The organism is Synechococcus sp. H55.2 (assembly GCF_047462495.1).
Classification (GTDB): Bacteria; Cyanobacteriota; Cyanobacteriia; order Thermostichales; family Thermostichaceae; genus Thermostichus.
Genome location: NZ_JANSJH010000035.1, coordinates 3424 through 21484, shown reverse-complemented (window position 1 = coordinate 21484; position 18061 = coordinate 3424). Strand labels below are relative to the sequence as shown.

Annotated in this window: 20 protein-coding genes; 14 read left to right on the top strand and 6 right to left on the bottom strand. The window is 61.7% G+C overall.

Going from position 1 to position 18061, the window contains the following annotated elements; genetic code table 11:
• Positions 1-266: 266 nt before the first annotated feature.
• Positions 267-941, top strand: coding sequence for a V4R domain-containing protein (locus NW844_RS06140; RefSeq protein WP_414334370.1), 675 nt, complete (start codon positions 267-269; stop codon positions 939-941).
• Between the two features lie 29 nt (positions 942-970).
• Here NW844_RS06140 and NW844_RS06135 read toward each other — a convergent pair whose 3' ends face one another.
• Entirely contained in the window at positions 971-1660 is a 690-nt protein-coding gene (locus tag NW844_RS06135; protein WP_414334368.1) for a hypothetical protein, read from the bottom strand.
• Between the two features lie 301 nt (positions 1661-1961).
• Here NW844_RS06135 and NW844_RS06130 point away from each other — a divergent pair, with 301 nt between their 5' ends.
• From NW844_RS06130 to NW844_RS06105, 6 genes are all read left to right on the top strand, one after another.
• Positions 1962-3206 (top strand): HhoA/HhoB/HtrA family serine endopeptidase, encoded by a 1245-nt coding sequence (locus NW844_RS06130; protein ID WP_414334376.1) that lies wholly within the window; start codon positions 1962-1964, stop codon positions 3204-3206.
• A gap of 175 nt (positions 3207-3381) precedes the next feature.
• Positions 3382-4281, top strand: a complete 900-nt coding sequence (locus NW844_RS06125) for a glycine betaine ABC transporter substrate-binding protein (RefSeq protein ID WP_414334367.1) — start codon at positions 3382-3384, stop codon at positions 4279-4281.
• Positions 4282-4301: 20 nt separating this feature from the next.
• A complete protein-coding gene (locus NW844_RS06120) occupies positions 4302-5270 on the top strand; it encodes an ABC transporter ATP-binding protein (protein WP_414334365.1) in 969 nt (322 codons plus the stop codon).
• The gene (locus NW844_RS06115; RefSeq protein ID WP_414334363.1) at positions 5267-5884 is read left to right on the top strand and encodes an ABC transporter permease; all 618 of its coding nucleotides are present in this window, start codon (positions 5267-5269) and stop codon (positions 5882-5884) included. Before NW844_RS06120 ends, NW844_RS06115 begins: the two co-directional genes overlap by 4 nt.
• 57 nt (positions 5885-5941) lie before the next feature.
• Positions 5942-7324, top strand: coding sequence for a sigma-70 family RNA polymerase sigma factor (locus NW844_RS06110; RefSeq protein WP_414334361.1), 1383 nt, complete (start codon positions 5942-5944; stop codon positions 7322-7324).
• Between the two features lie 8 nt (positions 7325-7332).
• Positions 7333-7971 (top strand): VanW family protein, encoded by a 639-nt coding sequence (locus tag NW844_RS06105; protein WP_414334359.1) that lies wholly within the window; start codon positions 7333-7335, stop codon positions 7969-7971.
• Positions 7972-8222: 251 nt separating this feature from the next.
• Here the strand turns inward: NW844_RS06105 and tilS are convergent, their stop codons facing one another.
• Positions 8223-9248: a tRNA lysidine(34) synthetase TilS gene (gene tilS / locus NW844_RS06100; protein ID WP_414334357.1), complete on the bottom strand. Its 1026-nt coding sequence runs from the start codon at positions 9246-9248 to the stop codon at positions 8223-8225.
• A gap of 39 nt (positions 9249-9287) precedes the next feature.
• Positions 9288-10415 (bottom strand): heat-inducible transcriptional repressor HrcA, encoded by a 1128-nt coding sequence (gene hrcA, locus NW844_RS06095; protein ID WP_414334355.1) that lies wholly within the window; start codon positions 10413-10415, stop codon positions 9288-9290.
• Positions 10416-10758: 343 nt separating this feature from the next.
• On the opposite strand from hrcA, the gene NW844_RS06090 reads away from it, so the two are divergent.
• From NW844_RS06090 to NW844_RS06080, 3 genes are all read left to right on the top strand, one after another.
• Positions 10759-11061, top strand: coding sequence for an urease subunit gamma (locus NW844_RS06090; protein ID WP_414334353.1), 303 nt, complete (start codon positions 10759-10761; stop codon positions 11059-11061).
• 99 nt (positions 11062-11160) lie between these two features.
• Positions 11161-11520, top strand: coding sequence for an urease subunit beta (locus tag NW844_RS06085; protein ID WP_414334374.1), 360 nt, complete (start codon positions 11161-11163; stop codon positions 11518-11520).
• A 128-nt stretch (positions 11521-11648) separates the two neighbouring features.
• On the top strand, positions 11649-11900 hold the full coding sequence (locus NW844_RS06080; RefSeq protein ID WP_414334351.1) for a hypothetical protein: 252 nt from the start codon (positions 11649-11651) through the stop codon (positions 11898-11900).
• A 141-nt stretch (positions 11901-12041) separates the two neighbouring features.
• Here the strand turns inward: NW844_RS06080 and NW844_RS06075 are convergent, their stop codons facing one another.
• Both NW844_RS06075 and NW844_RS06070 read right to left on the bottom strand, forming a co-directional pair.
• Positions 12042-14369, bottom strand: coding sequence for an endonuclease MutS2 (locus tag NW844_RS06075; RefSeq protein ID WP_414334349.1), 2328 nt, complete (start codon positions 14367-14369; stop codon positions 12042-12044).
• 97 nt (positions 14370-14466) lie between these two features.
• On the bottom strand, positions 14467-14631 hold the full coding sequence (locus NW844_RS06070; RefSeq protein WP_414334347.1) for a hypothetical protein: 165 nt from the start codon (positions 14629-14631) through the stop codon (positions 14467-14469).
• 168 nt (positions 14632-14799) lie between these two features.
• Here NW844_RS06070 and NW844_RS06065 point away from each other — a divergent pair, with 168 nt between their 5' ends.
• The 4 genes from NW844_RS06065 (at position 14800) to NW844_RS06050 (ending at position 16717) form a co-directional block, all read left to right on the top strand.
• Positions 14800-15204 carry an NIL domain-containing protein gene (locus NW844_RS06065; RefSeq protein WP_414334372.1) on the top strand — a complete coding sequence of 135 codons (405 nt, stop codon included), beginning with the start codon at positions 14800-14802 and terminating at the stop codon, positions 15202-15204.
• A 99-nt stretch (positions 15205-15303) separates the two neighbouring features.
• The gene (ndhL, locus tag NW844_RS06060; RefSeq protein ID WP_414334345.1) at positions 15304-15525 is read left to right on the top strand and encodes an NAD(P)H-quinone oxidoreductase subunit L; all 222 of its coding nucleotides are present in this window, start codon (positions 15304-15306) and stop codon (positions 15523-15525) included.
• A gap of 27 nt (positions 15526-15552) precedes the next feature.
• Positions 15553-15888 carry a DUF3007 family protein gene (locus NW844_RS06055; protein WP_414334343.1) on the top strand — a complete coding sequence of 112 codons (336 nt, stop codon included), beginning with the start codon at positions 15553-15555 and terminating at the stop codon, positions 15886-15888.
• Between the two features lie 208 nt (positions 15889-16096).
• Complete coding sequence (locus NW844_RS06050; RefSeq protein ID WP_414334341.1) at positions 16097-16717, top strand: response regulator; 621 nt, start codon at positions 16097-16099, stop codon at positions 16715-16717.
• Here NW844_RS06050 and NW844_RS06045 read toward each other — a convergent pair.
• Positions 16697-17749, bottom strand: coding sequence for a sensor histidine kinase (locus NW844_RS06045; RefSeq protein WP_414334339.1), 1053 nt, complete (start codon positions 17747-17749; stop codon positions 16697-16699). The genes NW844_RS06050 and NW844_RS06045 overlap by 21 nt on opposite strands.
• Positions 17750-18061 lie beyond the last annotated feature (312 nt).

Here is an 18061-nt window from a genome sequence, read left to right as displayed (position 1 = left end):
GCTGCTCGCCCAAGCGCTCCGCGCCGCTCACGCGACCACCCCCAGCCCCTCTCCCCAAGGGAGCTTGCCCAAGCGCTCCGCGCCGCTCACGCGACCACCCCCAGCCCCTCTCCCCAGGGGAGCTCGCCCTCACCCCCAGCCCCTCTCCCTGAGGGAGAGGGGAGCTGGGATCCAGGCAACCAACTATTTTGTTGCTATTTGAAATGACCGTGAAAGCCTCAGTTGCAGCCGCCCTCAAGTCCGTCCATCTCCCCGAGAGGAAAGCCATGATCACCCTGCAAGAGATCCTGCCCGGCCACTGCTTTAGCCCTGCCTACTACATCCGTCCCGACATCCACAGCGGCCTGCTCTACAGCCGGGGAGGATACCGCCTGGCGGCCTTTCCCATGCCTCTCCTGGAAGCCATCTACGCCGGCTTGCGCTACGAGACCGGGCAAGCCACCCGTGTCATCCTCTACAACTGTGGCCGCGAGTGGGGAGAAGCATTTTTCCGCCGCATCGAAGACGAACTCTCCCGCTACTACCAGCAACCGCTGCAGGAATTGCCGCTGGGGATCTTCCTGGATGCCCTCAGCGATCTCTGGGCCACCCACGGCTGGGGCCGCCTGGAGCTGGATTTTTCCGCTGCTGACCGCGGCCTGGTGGAGGCTAGGATCCGCAACTCCGGCTTTGCCCTGGCTGCTCGTGCCAGCCTCAGCCCAGAGGAGCTGTCTGCGCAGCGGGAGCCTGCCGGCTATCTAGAGGCAGGAATGCTGGCCGGCCTCTTCTCGTTGCTCTCGGGCCGGGATCTGGTCTGTGTGCAAACCACCTGTGAATCCCTGGGAGCCGACTGCAACCGCTTCCTCATCGGCACGGCTCAGCGGCTGCACAATTGCGAAGAATGGGTGCGCAGGGGCCTCTCCCACGAGGAGATTTGGGATCGGCTGGCCGCCGGTTCCTAGCCCTGGCCAGCAGGGTTTTCAAAAGCTGGCTAGGGCAGGTAGGGTTGGAAATCTTGGGTGACCGTCAGGGTCAAGTTGGCGTTGGGATCGATCACCGCCACCTCCGGCGCCGTCACATTGCCGATCACGGCCCCTGCTGCCGCTCCACCTAGCACCTTCTCCGTCGAGATCACCCGGTCGCCGAACAGGCCGCCCAAGATCGCCCCTGCCGCCGCCCCGATCAGGGCATCTTGCACGATCGCTTCCCCAGAAGTGTGGCGGGGATCCTTGCGCAGCGGGATTACCTGGCTTTGGGCGTAGAGAGGATAGGATTGGCCGTTGAAGATCAAGGCCCGCGAGACAAACTGGGTGCCGCCGCTCACCGGCTGGAATTGGCCTTCTAGGATAGCTCCCGCCGGCACGACCATGTTGCCGTAGATATCCCGCAGGGGAGTCTCCAGGCTAAGGCTGACGGCACGGGTTTCGCCAGGGGCAATCAAGAGGGCTTCCGGAGAGCGATGCACGGCTTGGATGAGATCCCCAGAGCGCAACAGCAAGGTGGTTTGCAGTTGAAAGGGCTGGCTTGGCTCATCAGGGGGAAGGGGGTTCACCGGGCGCCATCCCTGGCCGGGGGGCGGTGGCGGCAAGGGATCCCTTTGCGCCAAAACCGGGGTGGCTGCCGGTAGCCAGAGAAAACCGGCGAGTAGAGGAGCCAACAGACGACGGGCTGGGTTGGTCATGGTCTTACCCCCGATCTACCACTTCTACGTTAGCTGTAAGCCGGCCAAAGCTGGGGACAACAGCCCTGTCTGGCCTTCTATCCCCATCAAAGCCAGTTGGATATAGGGTGGCTACTCCAGGCAAGCAGATTCCGCTGCTCTTCAACCCAGATGGAAGTACGGAAAAGCGCCGCGGCTGCCGCCTTGGGATCCCTGCTGTCCATGCTAGATTAGGCCCTAGGTTTCGCAGGGGGCCAAGGTATTTCTGCGCTCCCAGCTCTTCTCTTCCTTGACTCAGGTAGCTATGAAGCGCAGCACATCCATGCCGGGCCAACCTTCTCCCAGTTCAGAAGCTTCTGCTCAACCTGCCCGTTTGCATCAGCAGGACGGAGTTCGTTCCTTTTTTGAGCCTTTGGCCGTTCTTAAGTCTCTTCTCTCGCCGCTGCTGCTGGTGCTCTTGGGCATTGGGCTAGGAGCAGCTCTCATGGGAAGCAACGGAGTATCTGCGCAAACGACGGCAACCCCGCCCCAACTGAACCTGAATTTTATCGCCGAGGTGGCGCAAAAGGTGGGGCCGGCGGTGGTGCGCATCGACTCCGAGCGGACGGTGCGTGTTCCGGGCGCTTTTCCAGAGGAGTTCTTTAGCGATCCCTTCTTCCGGGATTTCTTTGGCCAAGCGATCCCTTCCATCCCCCGCCAACGGCGGCAACAGGGCACTGGCTCCGGCTTTATCATCAGCCCGGACGGCCAGATCATCACCAACGCCCATGTGGTCGAGGGATCCGACAAGGTGACGGTGACGCTCAAGGATACCCGCAGCTTTGACGGCAAAGTAATTGGCACCGATCCGGTGACGGACATTGCGGTGGTGAAGATCGAGGCCCAGAACCTGCCGACGGTGAAGCTGGGCCGCTCCGAACTGCTGGAGCCGGGCCAGTGGGCCATTGCCATCGGCAACCCCCTGGGGCTGGACAACACCGTAACCGCTGGGATCATCAGCGCTTTGGGCCGCTCCAGCGGCGAGATCCGCGTGCCCGACAAGCGGGTGTCTTTTATCCAGACGGATGCGGCCATCAACCCCGGCAACTCAGGCGGCCCCCTGCTCAATGCTCAAGGGGAGGTGATCGGGGTGAACACGGCTATCATCCAAGGGGCGCAAGGGCTGGGCTTTGCCATTCCCATCGAGACAGCCCAGCGGGTGGCCAACCAGTTGATCGCCCGCGGCAAGGTGGATCACCCCTACCTGGGCATCCGTATGCTCACCCTCACCCCCGACCTGAAGGAACGTCTCAACCAGGATCCCAACAGCCGCATTTTCGTGACGGTGGATCAGGGGGTGCTCATCGGCGAGGTGATCCAGGGATCCCCGGCAGAGCGGGCGGGCCTGCGCGCCGGAGACATCATTCTTGCCATCAATGGCCGCGCCGTCACCACCGCCGACCAAGTGCAACAGGAGGTGGAGCGCACCGAGGTGGGCAGCACCCTGGAGCTGGAGATCGAGCGAGCTGGGCGGCGGCAGAAGATCCGGGCCGTCACCGGATCGTTCCCGGCCCCCGGCAGAGGCTAATGGGATGGGGTTGAGGCTCTGGGGCGGGGCAATGCCGGTAGTGCCGCTGTCGCTCTTGCAGTTACGGATCGGGGACAATAATGGTTTAATGGTGGCTTAGCAGTCGCAACTTCCTGGCCCAGGCCGGAACACTCTCGGCAGGGCCGCTTGTCTCGAGTTGGGGATCCCTTTTGCCATGCTCAAAACCACTCGTCGCCTGGCTCTGCTGGCCCTCTCGGGGCTGGCCGCCCTTGTTCTTGCCCCTCAAGCGGGCCTTGCCAAACCGATTGTGGTCGGCTCTAAGGACTTCACCGAGCAGTTTATCTTGGGGGAAATGTACGCCTTGGCTCTGGAGGCGGCGGGGTTGGCGGTGGAGCGCAAGCTCAACCTGGGGGGAACGCCGGTGGCCCATGCCGGCCTGCTGAGCGGCGAGATCGATCTCTACCCGGAGTACACTGGCACCGGCCTGCTGACGGTGCTCAAGCTGCCCAGCAGCAGTGACCCGGCCCAGGTATACGCGACGGTGGCCCGCGAGTACGAGCGCCAGTTCCAATTGGTTTGGCTGGATCCGGCCCCCATGAACAACACCCAGGCCCTGGCCATGACCCGCGCCAGAGCGGCGGAGCTGGGCATCACTACCCTCTCAGACATGGTGGCCAGAGCAGGCGAGCTGGTGATGATCGGGCCGCCGGAGTTTCAAGCCCGCGAAGACGGCCTGCCGGGACTGCGAGCGGTCTACGGCAACTTTCGCCTCAAAGCCTACAAGGCGGTGGATCCCGGCCTGCGCTACCAGGGCTTGGTCAATGGGGAGGCGGATGTGGCGGTGGCCTTTGGCACTGACGGGGAAATTGCCGCCTTTGACCTGGTGGTGCTCAAGGACGACAAGCAGCTTTTCCCCCCTTACCAGGTGGCGCCGGTGGTGCGCAAAGATACCCTGGAGGCCAACCCCGGCATCGCCACTGCTTTGAACGCCCTTGCTCCGTTGCTGACGGACGAGGTGATGCAGCGGCTGAACTACGAGGTGAGCGGCAAGCGCAAGGAGCCGGCAGAGGTGGCGAGATCCTTCTTGGTGGAGGCCGGTATTTTGAAGGAATAGCCGTTGCCCGAGGCCCCGGCGTGAGCACCCTTGAATTCGAGCGGGTATCGCTGCGCTTCCCCCACAGTTCCCGTCCGGCTGTGGAGGAGTGCAGTTTTTCTGTGGCCTCAGGCCAGTTGGTGGTCATCCTCGGCCCTTCCGGCTGCGGCAAAACCACCCTTCTGAAGATGGTGAACCGGCTGCTGGAGCCCACCCAAGGACAGATTCGCCTGGATGGGCAGGATATCCGCCACTTTCCGGTGACGGCGCTGCGCCAGCGCATCGGCTATGTCATCCAGCAGGTGGGGTTGTTTCCCCACATGACGGTGGCCCAGAATGTGGCGGTGGTGCCGCGACTTTTGGGCTGGCCAAGGGAGCGCATCCGCGAGCGAGTGGACGAGCTGCTCAGCTTGGTCAACTTGCCCCCCCAAGAATACCGACGTCGCTACCCGGCTCAACTCTCAGGCGGCCAACAGCAGCGGGTGGGGCTGGCGCGGGCGCTGGCCGGGGATCCGGATCTGCTGCTGATGGACGAACCCTTTGGGGCCCTCGACGCCATCACCCGTAGCAAGCTACAAGATGAGATCCTGCGCCTGCAGCGGCGACTGAGAAAGACCATCCTCTTCGTCTCCCACGACGTGGAAGAGGCGCTGCGCCTGGCAGATCGCATCTTGGTGATGCAGCAGGGGCGAGTGGTGCAGTTCGATACTCCCTTTCGACTGCTCACCCAGCCGGCCACCCCCTTTGTCAGAGAGCTATTGGGGGCAGACGACATGGTGCGGCAACTGAGCGTGCTGCGGGTGGAAACGGCGATGGAGCGGATCCCGCACAACCACCAGATCCAGGAGGGGGCGGTGGTAAAGCCCCACGAAACCCTACGGCGGGCCTTGTCGCTGCTGCTGCGCACGGGGGCGGCGGCTCTCACGGTGTGGGAAGACGGGCGGGCTATCGGCATCGTTACCCTGGATCACATCCGCCATCTGGCCATGCTGGAGGGGGGATCCGCATGAGCTACCTTCTCCGCCATCCCGGCTTGGTGTGGCAGCTTACCCAAGAGCACCTAGCAATGGTGGCGACGGCCTTGGGGATTGCGCTGGTGCTGGCGCTGCCGTTGGCTTTGCTGGTTCACCACGTGCGCTGGCTAGCTCTACCGCTGATGGGGATCCTCAGCATCCTGTACACGGTGCCCAGCCTGGCTCTAATCATTTTGTTGATCCCTTGGTTCGGGCTCAATGCCCGCTCGGTGGTGGTGGCGATGGTGCTCTACTCGCAGGTGATCTTGGTGCGCCACCTGTACGTGGGTTTGCAATCAGTGGAGCCGGCTCTTCTGGAGGCAGCCAAGGGTCTGGGGATGAACCTCTGGCAGCGGTGGTGGCAGGTGCAGCTACCCCTGATGCTGCCGGTTGCCCTGGCCGGCTTGCGGCTGGCGGCAATTGTGGCCATTGCCATTGCCACGGTGGGGGCCAAGTTTGGGGCAGGGGGGCTGGGCACCCTGCTTTTTGAGGGCATTGCCCAGGCCGGTCGCTACGACAAAATCTGGGCTGGATCTCTAGCGGTGGGATCCCTGGCCTTGCTGGTGAACACGGCTCTGCTGGGGCTGGAGTGGGCGGCTCGCCGCGGCTGAGGGGATAGGCTTTCATCAGGTCTATCTTCGTTTCTGTGGGACGACGCTGGGTGTAGCATGGCTGAGCAACCAAGGACTCCGTCTCCCTGGCGCGAGCGGGTGAGGGATTGGCCATCCCGCAGCGATGTGGAGCTGATGGAAGCGCTCACAGCAGGGCATTCTGTTGCCCTGGCTGTACTCTACGATCGCTATGCCGGCTTGATCTGTGGGCTGGCCCTTAAGATCCTGGGCCATGCGGCCGAGGCGGAAGATCTGACTCAGGCGGTGTTTGTCGAACTGTGGCACAAGCCCGACTATGATCCGCGGCAGGGATCCGTGAGCAGTTTTTTGTGTGCGTTGACCCGTTCGCGAGCCATTGAGCGTCTGCGCTCCCAGGATAGCCATCAACGTTTTTTGAAACACTGGCAACCCCTGCTCGCCGCCGATGGCAGTGCTCCGATCCCTTTTGAGCAGCTCTCCCTCGAGGAGCGACGGCAAGCGGTGCAGGAGGCCCTCAGCCAACTGCCGGAAAGCCAACGGCAGGTTCTCGAGCTGCTCTACTACCAGGGGTTGAGCCAGGCGGACATTGCCCAACACTGGGGGATCCCGCTGGAGGCGGTTAAAGCCCGCACTCGCCAGGCCCTCTGCAAGTTGCGGGAATCGCTCTCCTTGGAGTTAAGTTCTGGGTCTGAAGCCGCCTCGCCCCCTTCATCAGAAGCACAGGAAGAACTGGCCGGCTATCTGCTGGGGGACTTGTCTCCTGAACAGGCAAGCGCCCTGGAGGCACGCCTAACCCAAGACCCGCGGTTGCTGGCAGAGTTGCAGGCCCTGCAAGAAACCCTGCATCTGCTGCCCTATGGGTTGCCAGGGGTGATTCCGCCGGCCAGCTTGCGGGGCAAGGTGATGGCAGAGGCGGGCATTGAGGAGGCGCTGACCCCTCTTCAGCCGGCACTGTCCTCTCTGGGGTTCGGTCGCCTCACGGCTGAGTGGCGCTGGGTAGGGGGCTTGGCGGCAGGGGCCTTGGCTTTGCTGGTTTTCGACAACTGGCGACTGCGGCAGGCGCTGCAACTGGCCCGGCTAGAATCGGTGCAGACATTGTCCCATCTCTTGCAACAGCCGGGATCCCGTCTGGTGAACTTGCAGGGAGAGGTGGGGTCGGCCAACCTGCTGTTGCGCCCAGGAGAGTGGCAGGAGGTGGTCTTGGCGGCAAGGGATCTGCCCCAACCGGCCCCTGGAGAGCGTTACCACCTCTGGCTCAAGCTGGACGACGGCGAGATCCTCCACTGCGGCACCTTTCAGGTGGATGCCCAGGGATCCGCACTTGTGGCCTTGCGCCCGCCACACCCGCTGCCAGAGGGCGCCCGCCCCCAAGAGGTGCTGGTTACGGCCCAAGCCGCTGCCGTCCCTCGCCAACCCCAGGGTGAGGTTCTCTTGAAAGCCAAGGTGTCTTGGGAAAAGTGAAAGGGAAGATGCGGGGATTGGCTTTGTCGGTGGGGTTGGCCCTGCTGGCTCTGTGGTGGACGGATCCCACCCCAACCACCCTGAGCCGATACACCACTTCCTTGCAGGAGCGCACTCCCTCGCAGCTCCACAACATTCGCCAGGCTGCCCAAAGCCTGGATGGGGTTTACATTCAGCCAAGGGCAGTTTTTTCTTTCAACCAGGTGGTAGGGCCGCGCACCCTCGAGCGGGGCTATCTGCCTGCGCCGGTATTCATGGTGGCCGAAACCCTGGATTCGGTTGGGGGCGGGATCTGTCAAGTCTCCTCCAGCCTATACAACGCTGCTCTGCTGGCGGGGCTGGAAGTGGTGGAAAGGCACCCCCATTACCGCCCCGTGGAGTCGGTGCCCCCCGGCCTGGATGCCACCGTTTGGTACGGCTTGGCCGACCTCAAGCTGCGCAACCCCTTCCCTTGGCCGGTGCGCCTGCGCCTTCAGATCCGCGGCCAAAATCTCATCGTGTCGGTGCTGGGACGGGGATCCCGCCACGCCCTCCAGATCTCCCCCATCCGCGTGGAGCAGCAGCGGCTGGATCCCCAGCATTTGCAGGTGAGCGTCTATCGCGGCAACAAGCTCCTCTCCCAGGATCGCTATGTCCTGGATCCCTAGAAAGACCGTCTTAGCCCACCCCTCAGGAGCCCATCCCAGGCCACCTCAACAGCAGCACCGGGATCCTTGTAAAGCTTTATACCCAAAATTCAGCGACAGGGTCGGCGACAACCCTCAAACCCTGATTCTTCCGTTGATCCGGTCGATCCCTTGCTGGGCAAGGGTTTCAGGCCCCTCGGCGACAAAAAGTGAGGGGAAATTGCAGCCCAAAACGAGACCCTGTCGATCTGGGCCCCTGGATTGGGTAAGGGCTATAGTCGGGGAGAGTTGCTTCCTTTCGGGGAAGTGGAATTAATGGAAACAAAACAAATGTGATCCTCTTTCACTTCTAGCCAGCTCCCACCTGGATAGTCGGGGCTGCGGCTGCCGCGGCCTGCTTTTAAGAGCTGGATCCCGGCTTCCACCTGATCAAAGGTGGGGTGGTGGGGCAGCACCAGGGACAAAAATCGGAACATCACCTGTCGCTGCAGGGCTAAGGGGGCGGCCCGCAAGGGATCCCGTCGCAGCCCTGGCAAAGTGGGCTCATACACCTGCGCCCAGAGCTGATCTGCCTGGGCTACCACCAGCTCGTGTTCTGCTTGTAGCAGCGTGGCAGCTCGGTTCAGAGCCACTTCCAGTTGGGGGTTAAAGTGTTGCTTCAGGTAGGGCATCACCTCTAGGCGGAGGCGGTTGCGGCCATGGGCCAGATCTTGGTTGCTGCGATCCGGCCAGACCGGCAACTGGTGCTGCCGGCAAAATTGCTCGGTTTCCCAACGAAAAAGGCCCAGCAGGGGGCGCACCAACCGGGCAGAGGTGGGATCCCGCTCGTCCAGGCGGCGCTGCCAATCTAGGCTGCTCAGCCCGGCGGCTCCTGTCCCCCGCAGCAAATTCCACAACAACGTCTCTGCGCGATCGCTGGCCGTATGCCCCATCACCACGGCGCTGCACTCCCAAATGCGGGCCCATTTGTCCAACTGTTGGTAGCGCCAAGCCCTGGCCCCTGCCTCATCTCGGCGGATGGGATCCGCAGTTGCAACGGCATGGATTAGCCCCTGCTGCTGCAGCCATCGCTGCAAAAAGCGGGCACACTCCGTTTCGTCCGCCGACCAACGGTGATCACAATGCAGGACAAACAGCTTCCAGTCCCAGCGAGGCTGCAGATCCCGCAGGATCTGGAGCAGGCAAAAGGAATCTTGACCGCCGGAAAAAGCCACCAGCAAGCGCTCGCCGGGGTGAAGAAGCTGCCGCTGCCGGATGGCGTGTTGTACCCGCAGGTGAAAAGAAGAGAGCCTGGTCACAGCTTGCTATTGCTCGGGTGCAGCCCAGACCCTGCCCCCCTAAGCAAGAGACCGAGTCAGGTGAGAGGCCACCGCCTGCACAGCCGCAATGCTGCGCTCGTAGGCCATTCGGGTCGGCCCCAGCAAGGTGACAGTACCCAGAGGAGCCGAGCGGCGGTGGTAAGTGGCAGCGATAACCGTACAGTGGTGCAAAGACTCCAGCGGGTTCTCGCTGCCGATGTAGATGATCACCGGGATATTGCGGTCGGGCTGTCCTGAATCGTTCCCCCTTGAGCCCCCATCGGTCAAATGGAGCCCAATCATTCCCTGGAGTTGCTCCGCCCCTTCCTCGATCAACTGCATCACCGCCTGCACCTGCCGGGCTTGGGAAAACTCCGGTTGACGCATCAGCTCTGTCATGCCGGCACTGAACACCTGCCCGAGAGATGGCCGCAGATAGCGTTGTACCACCGAGCGCAGCAGTTGCTGCAGCCAATGGCTGTAGGCGCGAAACTCTTCATCCAGCTTCAGCCAGCTCAAATCCTGCAACTCGGCAAAAGTCTTGCCCCGCAGCTTCAGGGTGAGGAAGTTGCTGAGCAATCGCAATTCATCTTCCAGATCCTCTTGGCAGTCGCTGGGCCACTCGGGTGGGCTGACCAAGGCCGAATGGGTTTGATAAGAATCGGTAACCACCAACACCATCACCCGCCCTGGCGCCACCGACACCAACTGCACGTGGTGAATGGCCACCACCGGCCCCTGGGGTGGGGTGATCAGAGCAATGCAGCCGCTCAGATGGGCCAAAAGCTGGGCCACCCTCTGGAGAAGACTGTCCAGGTCGTCGCCCAGCTCGCGGCCAAGCTGATCCAGCAACTGCTGCAGAGCAGGATGGGGATCCGGCTGAGGAGCATCGCAGGGGATCCCATCCATGTTGGCAGAGGTCAACAGATCGTTTACATAGACCCGATAGCCAAAGTCGGAAGGAACCCGCCCGGCGGAGGTGTGGGGCTGAAACAGTAACCCAACCTGCTCAAGGGTGGCCAAGTCGTTACGAATGGTGGCCGTGCTCACCCCAAAGTTATAGGACTGAGCCAAGGTTTTGGAACCGACAGGTTCAGCCGTCGCAATGTAGCTGCGCACCGTCGCCCAGAGAATCTTGCGCTGTCTGGGAGTCAGTTCGAGTTTCATAGCTCATCAAAAGAACCTAGTCAATCCATATCAAAGGAAACTGCTAAACAAAGCCGGTAAATTGCTCCAAGATAAATCAACTCAGGGCCGAGATACAAATCTAAACAAACCTTGACGACTACTACACCTATTTATCTATTGTTACTCTTTCAGGAGAGGCTGCCCAGGAAGGAAGATGCAACATCGGGTACCGAGACCGTCAGTGCTGGAGAAGGGCGGGTGGTTCCTCATACAACTTGGGAGCCTCTTGTTGGCCCAGAGGTGGTACAAGTTAAATCAACTCTAGGCTAACGTGGCGCCCTGCCGTCTCTTCTGTATCGTTTTGTATCTTTGAGGTGACCTCATGTACCTGTCTCCCCAGGAGAAAGACAAGTTGTTGATCTACCTGGCGGCCCAGTTGGCTCGGGATCGGCGGCAGCGAGGCCTCAAACTCAACTACCCCGAGGCGGTGGCCTACCTGAGCGCAGCCGTTTTGGAGGGGGCACGGGAAGGGAAAACGGTTGCCCAGTTGATGAGCGAGGGGCTGACCTGGCTGAGCCGAGAGGACGTGATGCCTGGGATCCCGGAGATGATCCCGGAAATTCAAGTGGAGGCCACCTTCCCCGACGGAACCAAGCTGGTGACCCTGCACCACCCCATTCGCTAGCTGCTTTCTAAGGATCCCCCAACGACTCACAGACTTCAGGAGGTTGCCACCATGGCTCGCCAACCCAAAACCCCGCCTGCTGCGGACCCTGCACCGGTTCTGATCCCGGGGGAGCTGCTGCTGGCAGAGGATCCCATCCAAGCCAATGTCGGACGGGCCAGCGTGACCCTGGAGGTGACCAACCGAGGGGATCGGCCCATTCAGGTGGGATCCCATTTTCACTTTTTCGAGGTGAACCGGGCTCTGGTGTTCGATCGCGCCGCCAGCTTTGGCATGCGCCTCAACATTCCTTCCGGCCAAGCGGTGCGCTTTGAGCCGGGGCAAACCCATCGGGTGACGCTGGTGGCTTTGGGAGGCAAGGGGCTGGTGCACGGCTTCAATCGGCTCACAGAAGGTACGGTAAGCTCTGCTGCCCAAAAGCGGCTGGCTCTGGCGCGGTTGCAGGCGTGGCTGGGCTAGGCCTGGACATAACGCCCCCCGAAGTATGCAGCTTTGGGCATCTGGGCTGAGGCTTGGCCATATCCCCACCTCGCCTCAGATCCAGGAGAGTAGGGCTATCCAATTCTTCCGTTTCTAGGAGCCGGCCAATGTCGGAGCGCGAGACCGTCTGGTGGATGTGGGTGCAAGGCTTGGGGCTCAATCTTTCGGGGTTGGCGCTGCTGGCTGCAGCAGGCGCTGCCTTTGGCCCTCTCAGTTGGACAAGTATGACGGTGGCGGTGATGTTGAAGCTCATCGGGGATAGCCAACTGCTGCGGGGCTACTGGCTTTGGCAAAGCCGGCGGCAACAGGTGGGATCCCAGCCCGTCGGCTCGGCAGCAGCGCTCCAAAGTCAAGTTTGAACGGTTACCAAACAGCCTGGTCGTGGATCTTCAGCTCCCCTCTCCCCCTGAGGGAGAGGGGGCGGGGAGCGCTTGGGCCAGCGGCAAAGTGTCTTAACCTTGTTGGAAACGACCGTAAGTGAGTTTGAAACAGCCCAACCCTCACCGCAAGTGGGCCACGGTCGCGCCGGTGCCGCCGTCTTGGGGATCCGCTGGGGCAAACCTCTGGACGCGGGGGTGATTTTGTAAGTAAGCTTGTACGCCGGCCCGCAAGCGCCCGGTGCCGTGGCCGTGGATGATCCAGACAGGGCCGGGGGGAGCTTGGGCAAAGTGCTGTTCCAGAATGGCCTCGGCATCGGCCACGGTTTTCCCCCGCAGATCGAGGGTGTTCTGGCTGGTGCGCAGGTTGAGGGGAGCGGTGGCTGCTGGGGCGGGAGGTGGGGCCTTGGGGCGTTGGCGCTGCTGGGCCTGCTGCTCGTCAATGGGATCCAACTGCTCCCGCGGCACCGTGAATTTGAGGATGCCGCTGCGCACCACATACACATCCCCTGTGACGGCGATCACCTCTCCCGTCTGCCCCAGGCCTCTCAGCCGCACCCGATCCCCCACCTCTGGCACAAACTCCCTATCCGCAGGCGGCGGCGAGGGAGAGTAGCGCTGCTGGATTTGCGCCAGCTCGGCCGTGATGCGCTGGGGATCCTCTCCCTGCTGCAATTTGCGGATGGCGGCGGCCACTTCCTGACGGGCGGCAGCCAACAGGGCTTGCAGACCTTGGTTTTGCTTGTGCTCCAGTTGGGCTTCCCGCTCGGCCATTTGGCGGCTGCGCTGCTGCATTTGCTGATATAAGCTCTCCAGCTCTCGATGCAGGGCTCCCACCTGGGCTGCCCGCGCTTCCAATTGGGCCCGCTGCGCTTCCAGCCCGGCAATCACCTGATCCACCTGGCTTTCTCCCTGCAGGTGCTGCTGGGCCCGTTGCAGGATCTCGGGATCCAGGTGCAGCCGTCGGGCGATGGCCAAGGCATTGGAGCGACCGGGGATCCCCCACAACAGGCGATAGGTGGGGGCCAGGGTGGTCTCGTCAAACTCCACCGAAGCATTTTCAAAGCCGGGATGTTGGTACTTCAGGGCCTTCAGCTCGCCGTAGTGGGTGGTGGCCAAGGTGAGCAACGCCTTTTCCGAGAGATACTCCAACAGCCCAGCCGCCAGGGCGGCGCCTTCTGTGGGATCCGTGCCCGCCCCCACCTCATCCAGCAGGACAAGGGCCGGCGCCGGGTCGGACTGCAGAACCCGCACCATGCGGCTGATGCGGTGGATGTGCCCCGAAAAGGTGGAGAGATTTTGTTGCAGGGATTGCTCGTCGCCGATGTCGGCATAAACGCCATCGAACCAGGGCAGTTGGGGCGGATCCTGAGCCGGCAGGAAGATCCCCGCCTTGGCCATCAGCGCCAACAGCCCCAAGGTTTTCAAGGCAACGGTTTTGCCGCCGGTGTTGGGGCCGGTGATAACCACGACACGAATGGACTCCGAGAGGGTGAAGTCGATGGGGATCACCTCCGCGCCCTGGCCTTCTGCGCGGCACTGCCACAACAGCAGAGGGTGGCGGGCCTGCCGCAGGCGCAGTCCTGCCGAGACAAACTGGGGGCGATGGCCGTCCAGCCAGAGACTGTAGCGGCCACGGGCCAAGGCCACATCCAGCCCCACCATCACCGCCTGCAGATGCTCCAAATCCTCGGCAACAGATCCCACCTGGGCCGAGAGGGCGGCCAAGATCCGCTCTTCCTCTGCCTGAATCTGAGCTTGGGTTTCCCGCAAGCGGTTGCCCAGTTCCACCACCGCATAGGGCTCCACATAGAGGGTGGCCCCGCTGGCAGAGCTGTCGTGCACAATGCCGCGGATGAGATCCCGCTGGGCGGCCTTCACCATCAGCACAAACCGCCCCTGCCGCTGGCCGATCAGGGTATCCTGTAGCGCCTGGGGGTACTGGCTCATCAACTGTTGCAGGCGCTCTTGGATCTGGCTGCGTTGCTGCCGTTGCTGCCGGCGCAGATCGGCAAGGACGGGGCTGGCACTGTCCCGCACCTCCCCCTGCTCCTCCAGACAGCGAAAGATCTCCTGCTCCAGTTCCGGGTAGGTGCGTAGGTCACTCACCCAAGCCTGCAGGCGGGGCAGACAGTCCTGGTCATCGATCAAACGGCGGATGCGGCGGGCGGATCCTAGAGTTGTAGCAACCTGCACCAGCTCTTCCCCGCTCAGGATCCCTCCCCGTTCGGCTCGTTCCAAGGCCGGCAGCAAGTTGTGGATCCCTGCCATGGAAACTCCGCCCGCCTGCGAGCGATCGAGGCGGATCGCCTCTTCAGTCTGCTCAAGATAGGCTTCGCTGTCGGCGCGACTCTGCCAGGGATCCAGCTCCAAGCAGGCGCGGCGGCCCAGCGGCGTGGCGGCAAAGGTGGCCAAGTGCTGACAGAGGCGGGGCCACTCCAGCAGTTCCAAAGTTTCTTGGCGGAGGGAGGAATCAGGCTGAGAAGAGACCGGAAGAGGGCACAAAGGGTTGGCCGTAGGCATTACTGAACCCATTGGCGATTCCAGATCAACGATTCCGGGAAGAACGGAGCTGCAATCGCTTCATCTCTTGCAAAAACTGCCGCTGATAGTTGAGGAAAGCAGTGTGCCACTCGCGGAAGCGACGCTCGCCATCACGCACCAACATCTGCCGATAGTGCTCGGAGTTGAGGCAGGGCTGGGCCGAGTTCATGGGGATCAACAAAAACGCTCTGATCCCATTGTGACAGGCTGCGGGACGCCCTTCACAGCTTCCGTGGGATCCCGCCTCCCTGCTTCTGCCCATGCAGGACGGGAGGATGCCGCCAGCAGCCTGCCATACTGGAAGAGTCACGGCACCTCAGATACTCAGGCCAAACTCGTGCGCAAACGAGTCACCCTAATCTTTCCCCGCCATTTGGTGAATGTCCCCGTCACCTATCGATTGGCCAAAGATTTTGATGTGGCCGCCAATATTGTGCGCGCCAGGGTAGCCCCCAACGAAGTGGGAACCTTGGTGGTGGAGCTCTCAGGGGACATCGACCAGGTGGAGGCTGGATTGGAGTGGGTACAGTCTCTGGGCATTGAGGTGGCCGAACGGGCCGAGGCAATTCAGATCGACCCCGATTTGTGTGTGGACTGCGGCTTGTGTACCGGAGTCTGCCCCACGGAGGCCCTCAGGATTTCCGCTCCCGACTGGAAACTGGAGTTCTCCCGCAACCGCTGTGTCATGTGCGAACAATGCGTTCCCACCTGCCCTGTTGGGGCGATCAGCGCGAGCCTGTGATCAGTTGGCCGAGTTGCCGACTCCCGCAAGCCGACAAATCCCTTTACAATGCTGTTAGATTTGTTTGACACGGTCAAATAGCTGCGGGACGTACTCGACATGGCTTCTACCCCATCGTTGATTTGGGCAACTTATGCCGGTTTGGCAATACTCTATCTGCTGGTGTTGCCGCTGTTGTCTTTGCTGTATGTGGACAAACGCTGGACTTCGGCTGGCGCTTGGGAAAAGGTGCTGATGTTTTTCTTAGTCTTGTTTTTCTTTCCCGGCATGGTGCTGGTGGCTCCCTTCATGACATTTCGACCCAAGCCTCGGTCGCTGTGAGGCCGGCCATTTGTCGATTACCGGGTCATGCGCAGATTGGATGTTCTTGGCGTCGGCCTAGGCCTGCTGTTGGGGGGCGGCGGCCTCTACGGCCTGCTGCTTTGGGCGGGCTTAGACACGGGGGCTGCGCAGCAGATATCCAGCGTGGTGCTTTTGCTGGCGTGCTTGGGCTGGACTTTGGGCTACCTGAGGCGGGTGCTGCGTGGGGAAATGACCTTGAAGGCTCAGTGGGCCAGCTTCGAAACCCAGCAAATCCAAGAGAAGCTCCATTCGCTCTCTGCGGAAGAGTGGCAGGCCCTACAAGCTGAATTGGCAGCCGAGCCAGAAGGGATCCCTGATGGGGTTGAGCGAGACAAAAATTGAGGCCACCGGACAGGCCGCGCCCAAAAGTTCGCTGGTGGGGCTCCGGGGTGGGCGCCCAGAAGGTTGGGTTTCCACAGCAGCACTTGTATATCCGGTTACTATTTGCTCCTCTTGAGAATGCTACATTACGCTCCGTGCGCGATTCTGACGTATGACGGATCAGCGGGTAGAGCAAGCCTTTAACTTTCCTTCTACATTTTCATCCCCTATGAGCAAAGCCATACTGCTGGCTCAGGGCCAAGCCTCACAAGTTCATCTCTGGAAGTTGGGACTGGAGTCGCAGGGACACTCTGTGGTGCTGGTTTCCCCCTGTGAAGCGTTGCTGGAGGTGGCAACCAGTCAGCCTCTGGATCTGGATCTGATGGTGGTGGACATGACGACGGGGCTGTTTAACCCCTATGCCTTTTGCCGAGAGTGCCAAAGCAAGCTGCCCAATATCCCTGTGATCCTGACTCATTATCCCGGTCGCCACATCGAGCCGGCAGAGCGACGCTGGGCAATTTATCAGGGGGCAGCGGATGTAATCCCTGGCTTGGCCGAGGCCGGGGATATTCTCCACTCCCTCGAGCGAGTTTACGAGGCTGCCAGATGGTTCTGGCCTATTGACACGGAGGCACTCTACAGGGCTCTGGAGCAAGCGGGTTTGTGGCCTGGCAAGGTCAGCCGTACATCCTCTTCCTCCACTCAGGCGCATCCTCCCACTGCCTCTTTACAACCCATCACAGCAGAAGAAAAACCAGGGCAAAAAGACTCGACCCCACAGATGAAGTACCGATTGATGTATCGGGGCCGCCCTGTTGGTGGGGCCTTAACTCAGCACCAGGGCTAGGGTGGCGCCCTGGGATCCCGTCTCGATCAACCGCAAGTCACCCCCGTGGGCTTGCAGGATGCGCTTGGCAATGTACAGTCCCAGACCTCCCGATCCGGTTGGGTAGCGCTGGCCGGCGATGTGGATGGGCTGGGCGATGTAGGGCTGGGCCAGCTCTTCCAGGGGAGCCGGCAGGCCAGGGCCATCATCCCGCACCTGGATCTGGCGAGGGCTGACGGTCAGCACCACCGCATGGCGGGCGTAGCGCAAGGCGTTGTCCACGAGATTCACCAGCGCCCGTTCCAGCTCGGCCTCATCGGCGTTGCCCCAGCCCTCTCCTTCCACGCGCAGGTCGATCCCCCGTTCTTGGGCCAGGGATCCCATGCGTTCGGCCACTCTTCTGGCCAAGGATCCCAGATCGCAAAGACGAGGGTGCAGCTCGATCTCGCCCCGCTCCAGGCGGTGGGCCTCCACCATTTTTTGCACCAGCGCCAGGTTGTGTTGGTTCTCCTCCAGGATGCGATCCAGCAGGGCAAGCCGTTCCCGGGGATCCAACTGCTGCTCCTGCTTGAAGGCGCTCAGCAGATGTCCAAAGGCGATGAGGGGAGTTTTCAAGTCATGCACCAAGGTGGCGATGAAGGCCTCCCGCCGCAACTGGTCGATCTGGATCTGGCGCAGCAAATGGGCAAAAGCCTGCCGCAGGATTAGGGCCTCTTGGGGATCCTGGGTACGAAGCAGCAAATTCCAACGGGCCGGCTGGTTGATCAAGGTTTCTAGGTGGGCCAACTCGCGGGCCAGCAAGGTGAGGGGGCGCAGGATCAAAGAAGACAGGACATAGCCCACCACCGCCGATAGTACCGCCAGCAACGGGATCCACAGCAGCAGCAGAATGATCCCTTCGGCACTAAATTGCGTGTCGGGCCAGATCCACTGCACCGACAGGATGAACACCAAGTTGGGGACAAAGGAAAGGCTGGCAATCACCAGCGCCACCTGCGTGCGCAAGCTGTGGGGAAAGCGGCGACGCCAAAACTCAAGGAGGCGGTGTCTCAAGGGGGAATGGAAGAGAGGCTTAACTTGAATTAGGCCAGAGACCAGCAGAGGGGTCAAGAGGGCCGGCGAAAAACAGGGGCACTCCCAACTGAACTGGGATCCCTGACACCCGATCCCTGCCGGGCAAAGAGTTGCGCCAGGCGCTCTGTCCCAGCCTGAATTCAAATCCAGAGCTGATTGGGACGCCTGGAGTGCTGAGAGAAGTCTTCCAGCCCCTAGGGTTATAGTCGTTTCAAACAGGATTGAGACACTTTGTCGCCAACCCAAGCGCTCCGCGCCGCTACCCTCACCCCCAACCCCTCTCCCAGAGGC

Excerpts from the sequence above, each read along its gene's own strand:
- NW844_RS06140 (WP_414334370.1), top strand. The coding sequence starts at position 267 with ATGATCACCCTGCAAGAGATCCTGCCCGGCCACTGCTTTAGCCCTGCC.
- NW844_RS06135 (WP_414334368.1), bottom strand. The coding sequence starts at position 1,660 with ATGACCAACCCAGCCCGTCGTCTGTTGGCTCCTCTACTCGCCGGTTTT.
- NW844_RS06130 (WP_414334376.1), top strand. The coding sequence starts at position 1,962 with ATGCCGGGCCAACCTTCTCCCAGTTCAGAAGCTTCTGCTCAACCTGCC.
- NW844_RS06125 (WP_414334367.1), top strand. The coding sequence starts at position 3,382 with ATGCTCAAAACCACTCGTCGCCTGGCTCTGCTGGCCCTCTCGGGGCTG.
- NW844_RS06115 (WP_414334363.1), top strand. The coding sequence starts at position 5,267 with ATGAGCTACCTTCTCCGCCATCCCGGCTTGGTGTGGCAGCTTACCCAA.
- NW844_RS06110 (WP_414334361.1), top strand. The coding sequence starts at position 5,942 with ATGGCTGAGCAACCAAGGACTCCGTCTCCCTGGCGCGAGCGGGTGAGG.
- NW844_RS06105 (WP_414334359.1), top strand. The coding sequence starts at position 7,333 with ATGCGGGGATTGGCTTTGTCGGTGGGGTTGGCCCTGCTGGCTCTGTGG.
- hrcA (WP_414334355.1), bottom strand. The coding sequence starts at position 10,415 with ATGAAACTCGAACTGACTCCCAGACAGCGCAAGATTCTCTGGGCGACG.
- NW844_RS06090 (WP_414334353.1), top strand. The coding sequence starts at position 10,759 with ATGTACCTGTCTCCCCAGGAGAAAGACAAGTTGTTGATCTACCTGGCG.
- NW844_RS06080 (WP_414334351.1), top strand. The coding sequence starts at position 11,649 with ATGTCGGAGCGCGAGACCGTCTGGTGGATGTGGGTGCAAGGCTTGGGG.
- NW844_RS06070 (WP_414334347.1), bottom strand. The coding sequence starts at position 14,631 with ATGAACTCGGCCCAGCCCTGCCTCAACTCCGAGCACTATCGGCAGATG.
- ndhL (WP_414334345.1), top strand. The coding sequence starts at position 15,304 with ATGGCTTCTACCCCATCGTTGATTTGGGCAACTTATGCCGGTTTGGCA.
- NW844_RS06055 (WP_414334343.1), top strand. The coding sequence starts at position 15,553 with ATGCGCAGATTGGATGTTCTTGGCGTCGGCCTAGGCCTGCTGTTGGGG.
- NW844_RS06050 (WP_414334341.1), top strand. The coding sequence starts at position 16,097 with ATGAGCAAAGCCATACTGCTGGCTCAGGGCCAAGCCTCACAAGTTCAT.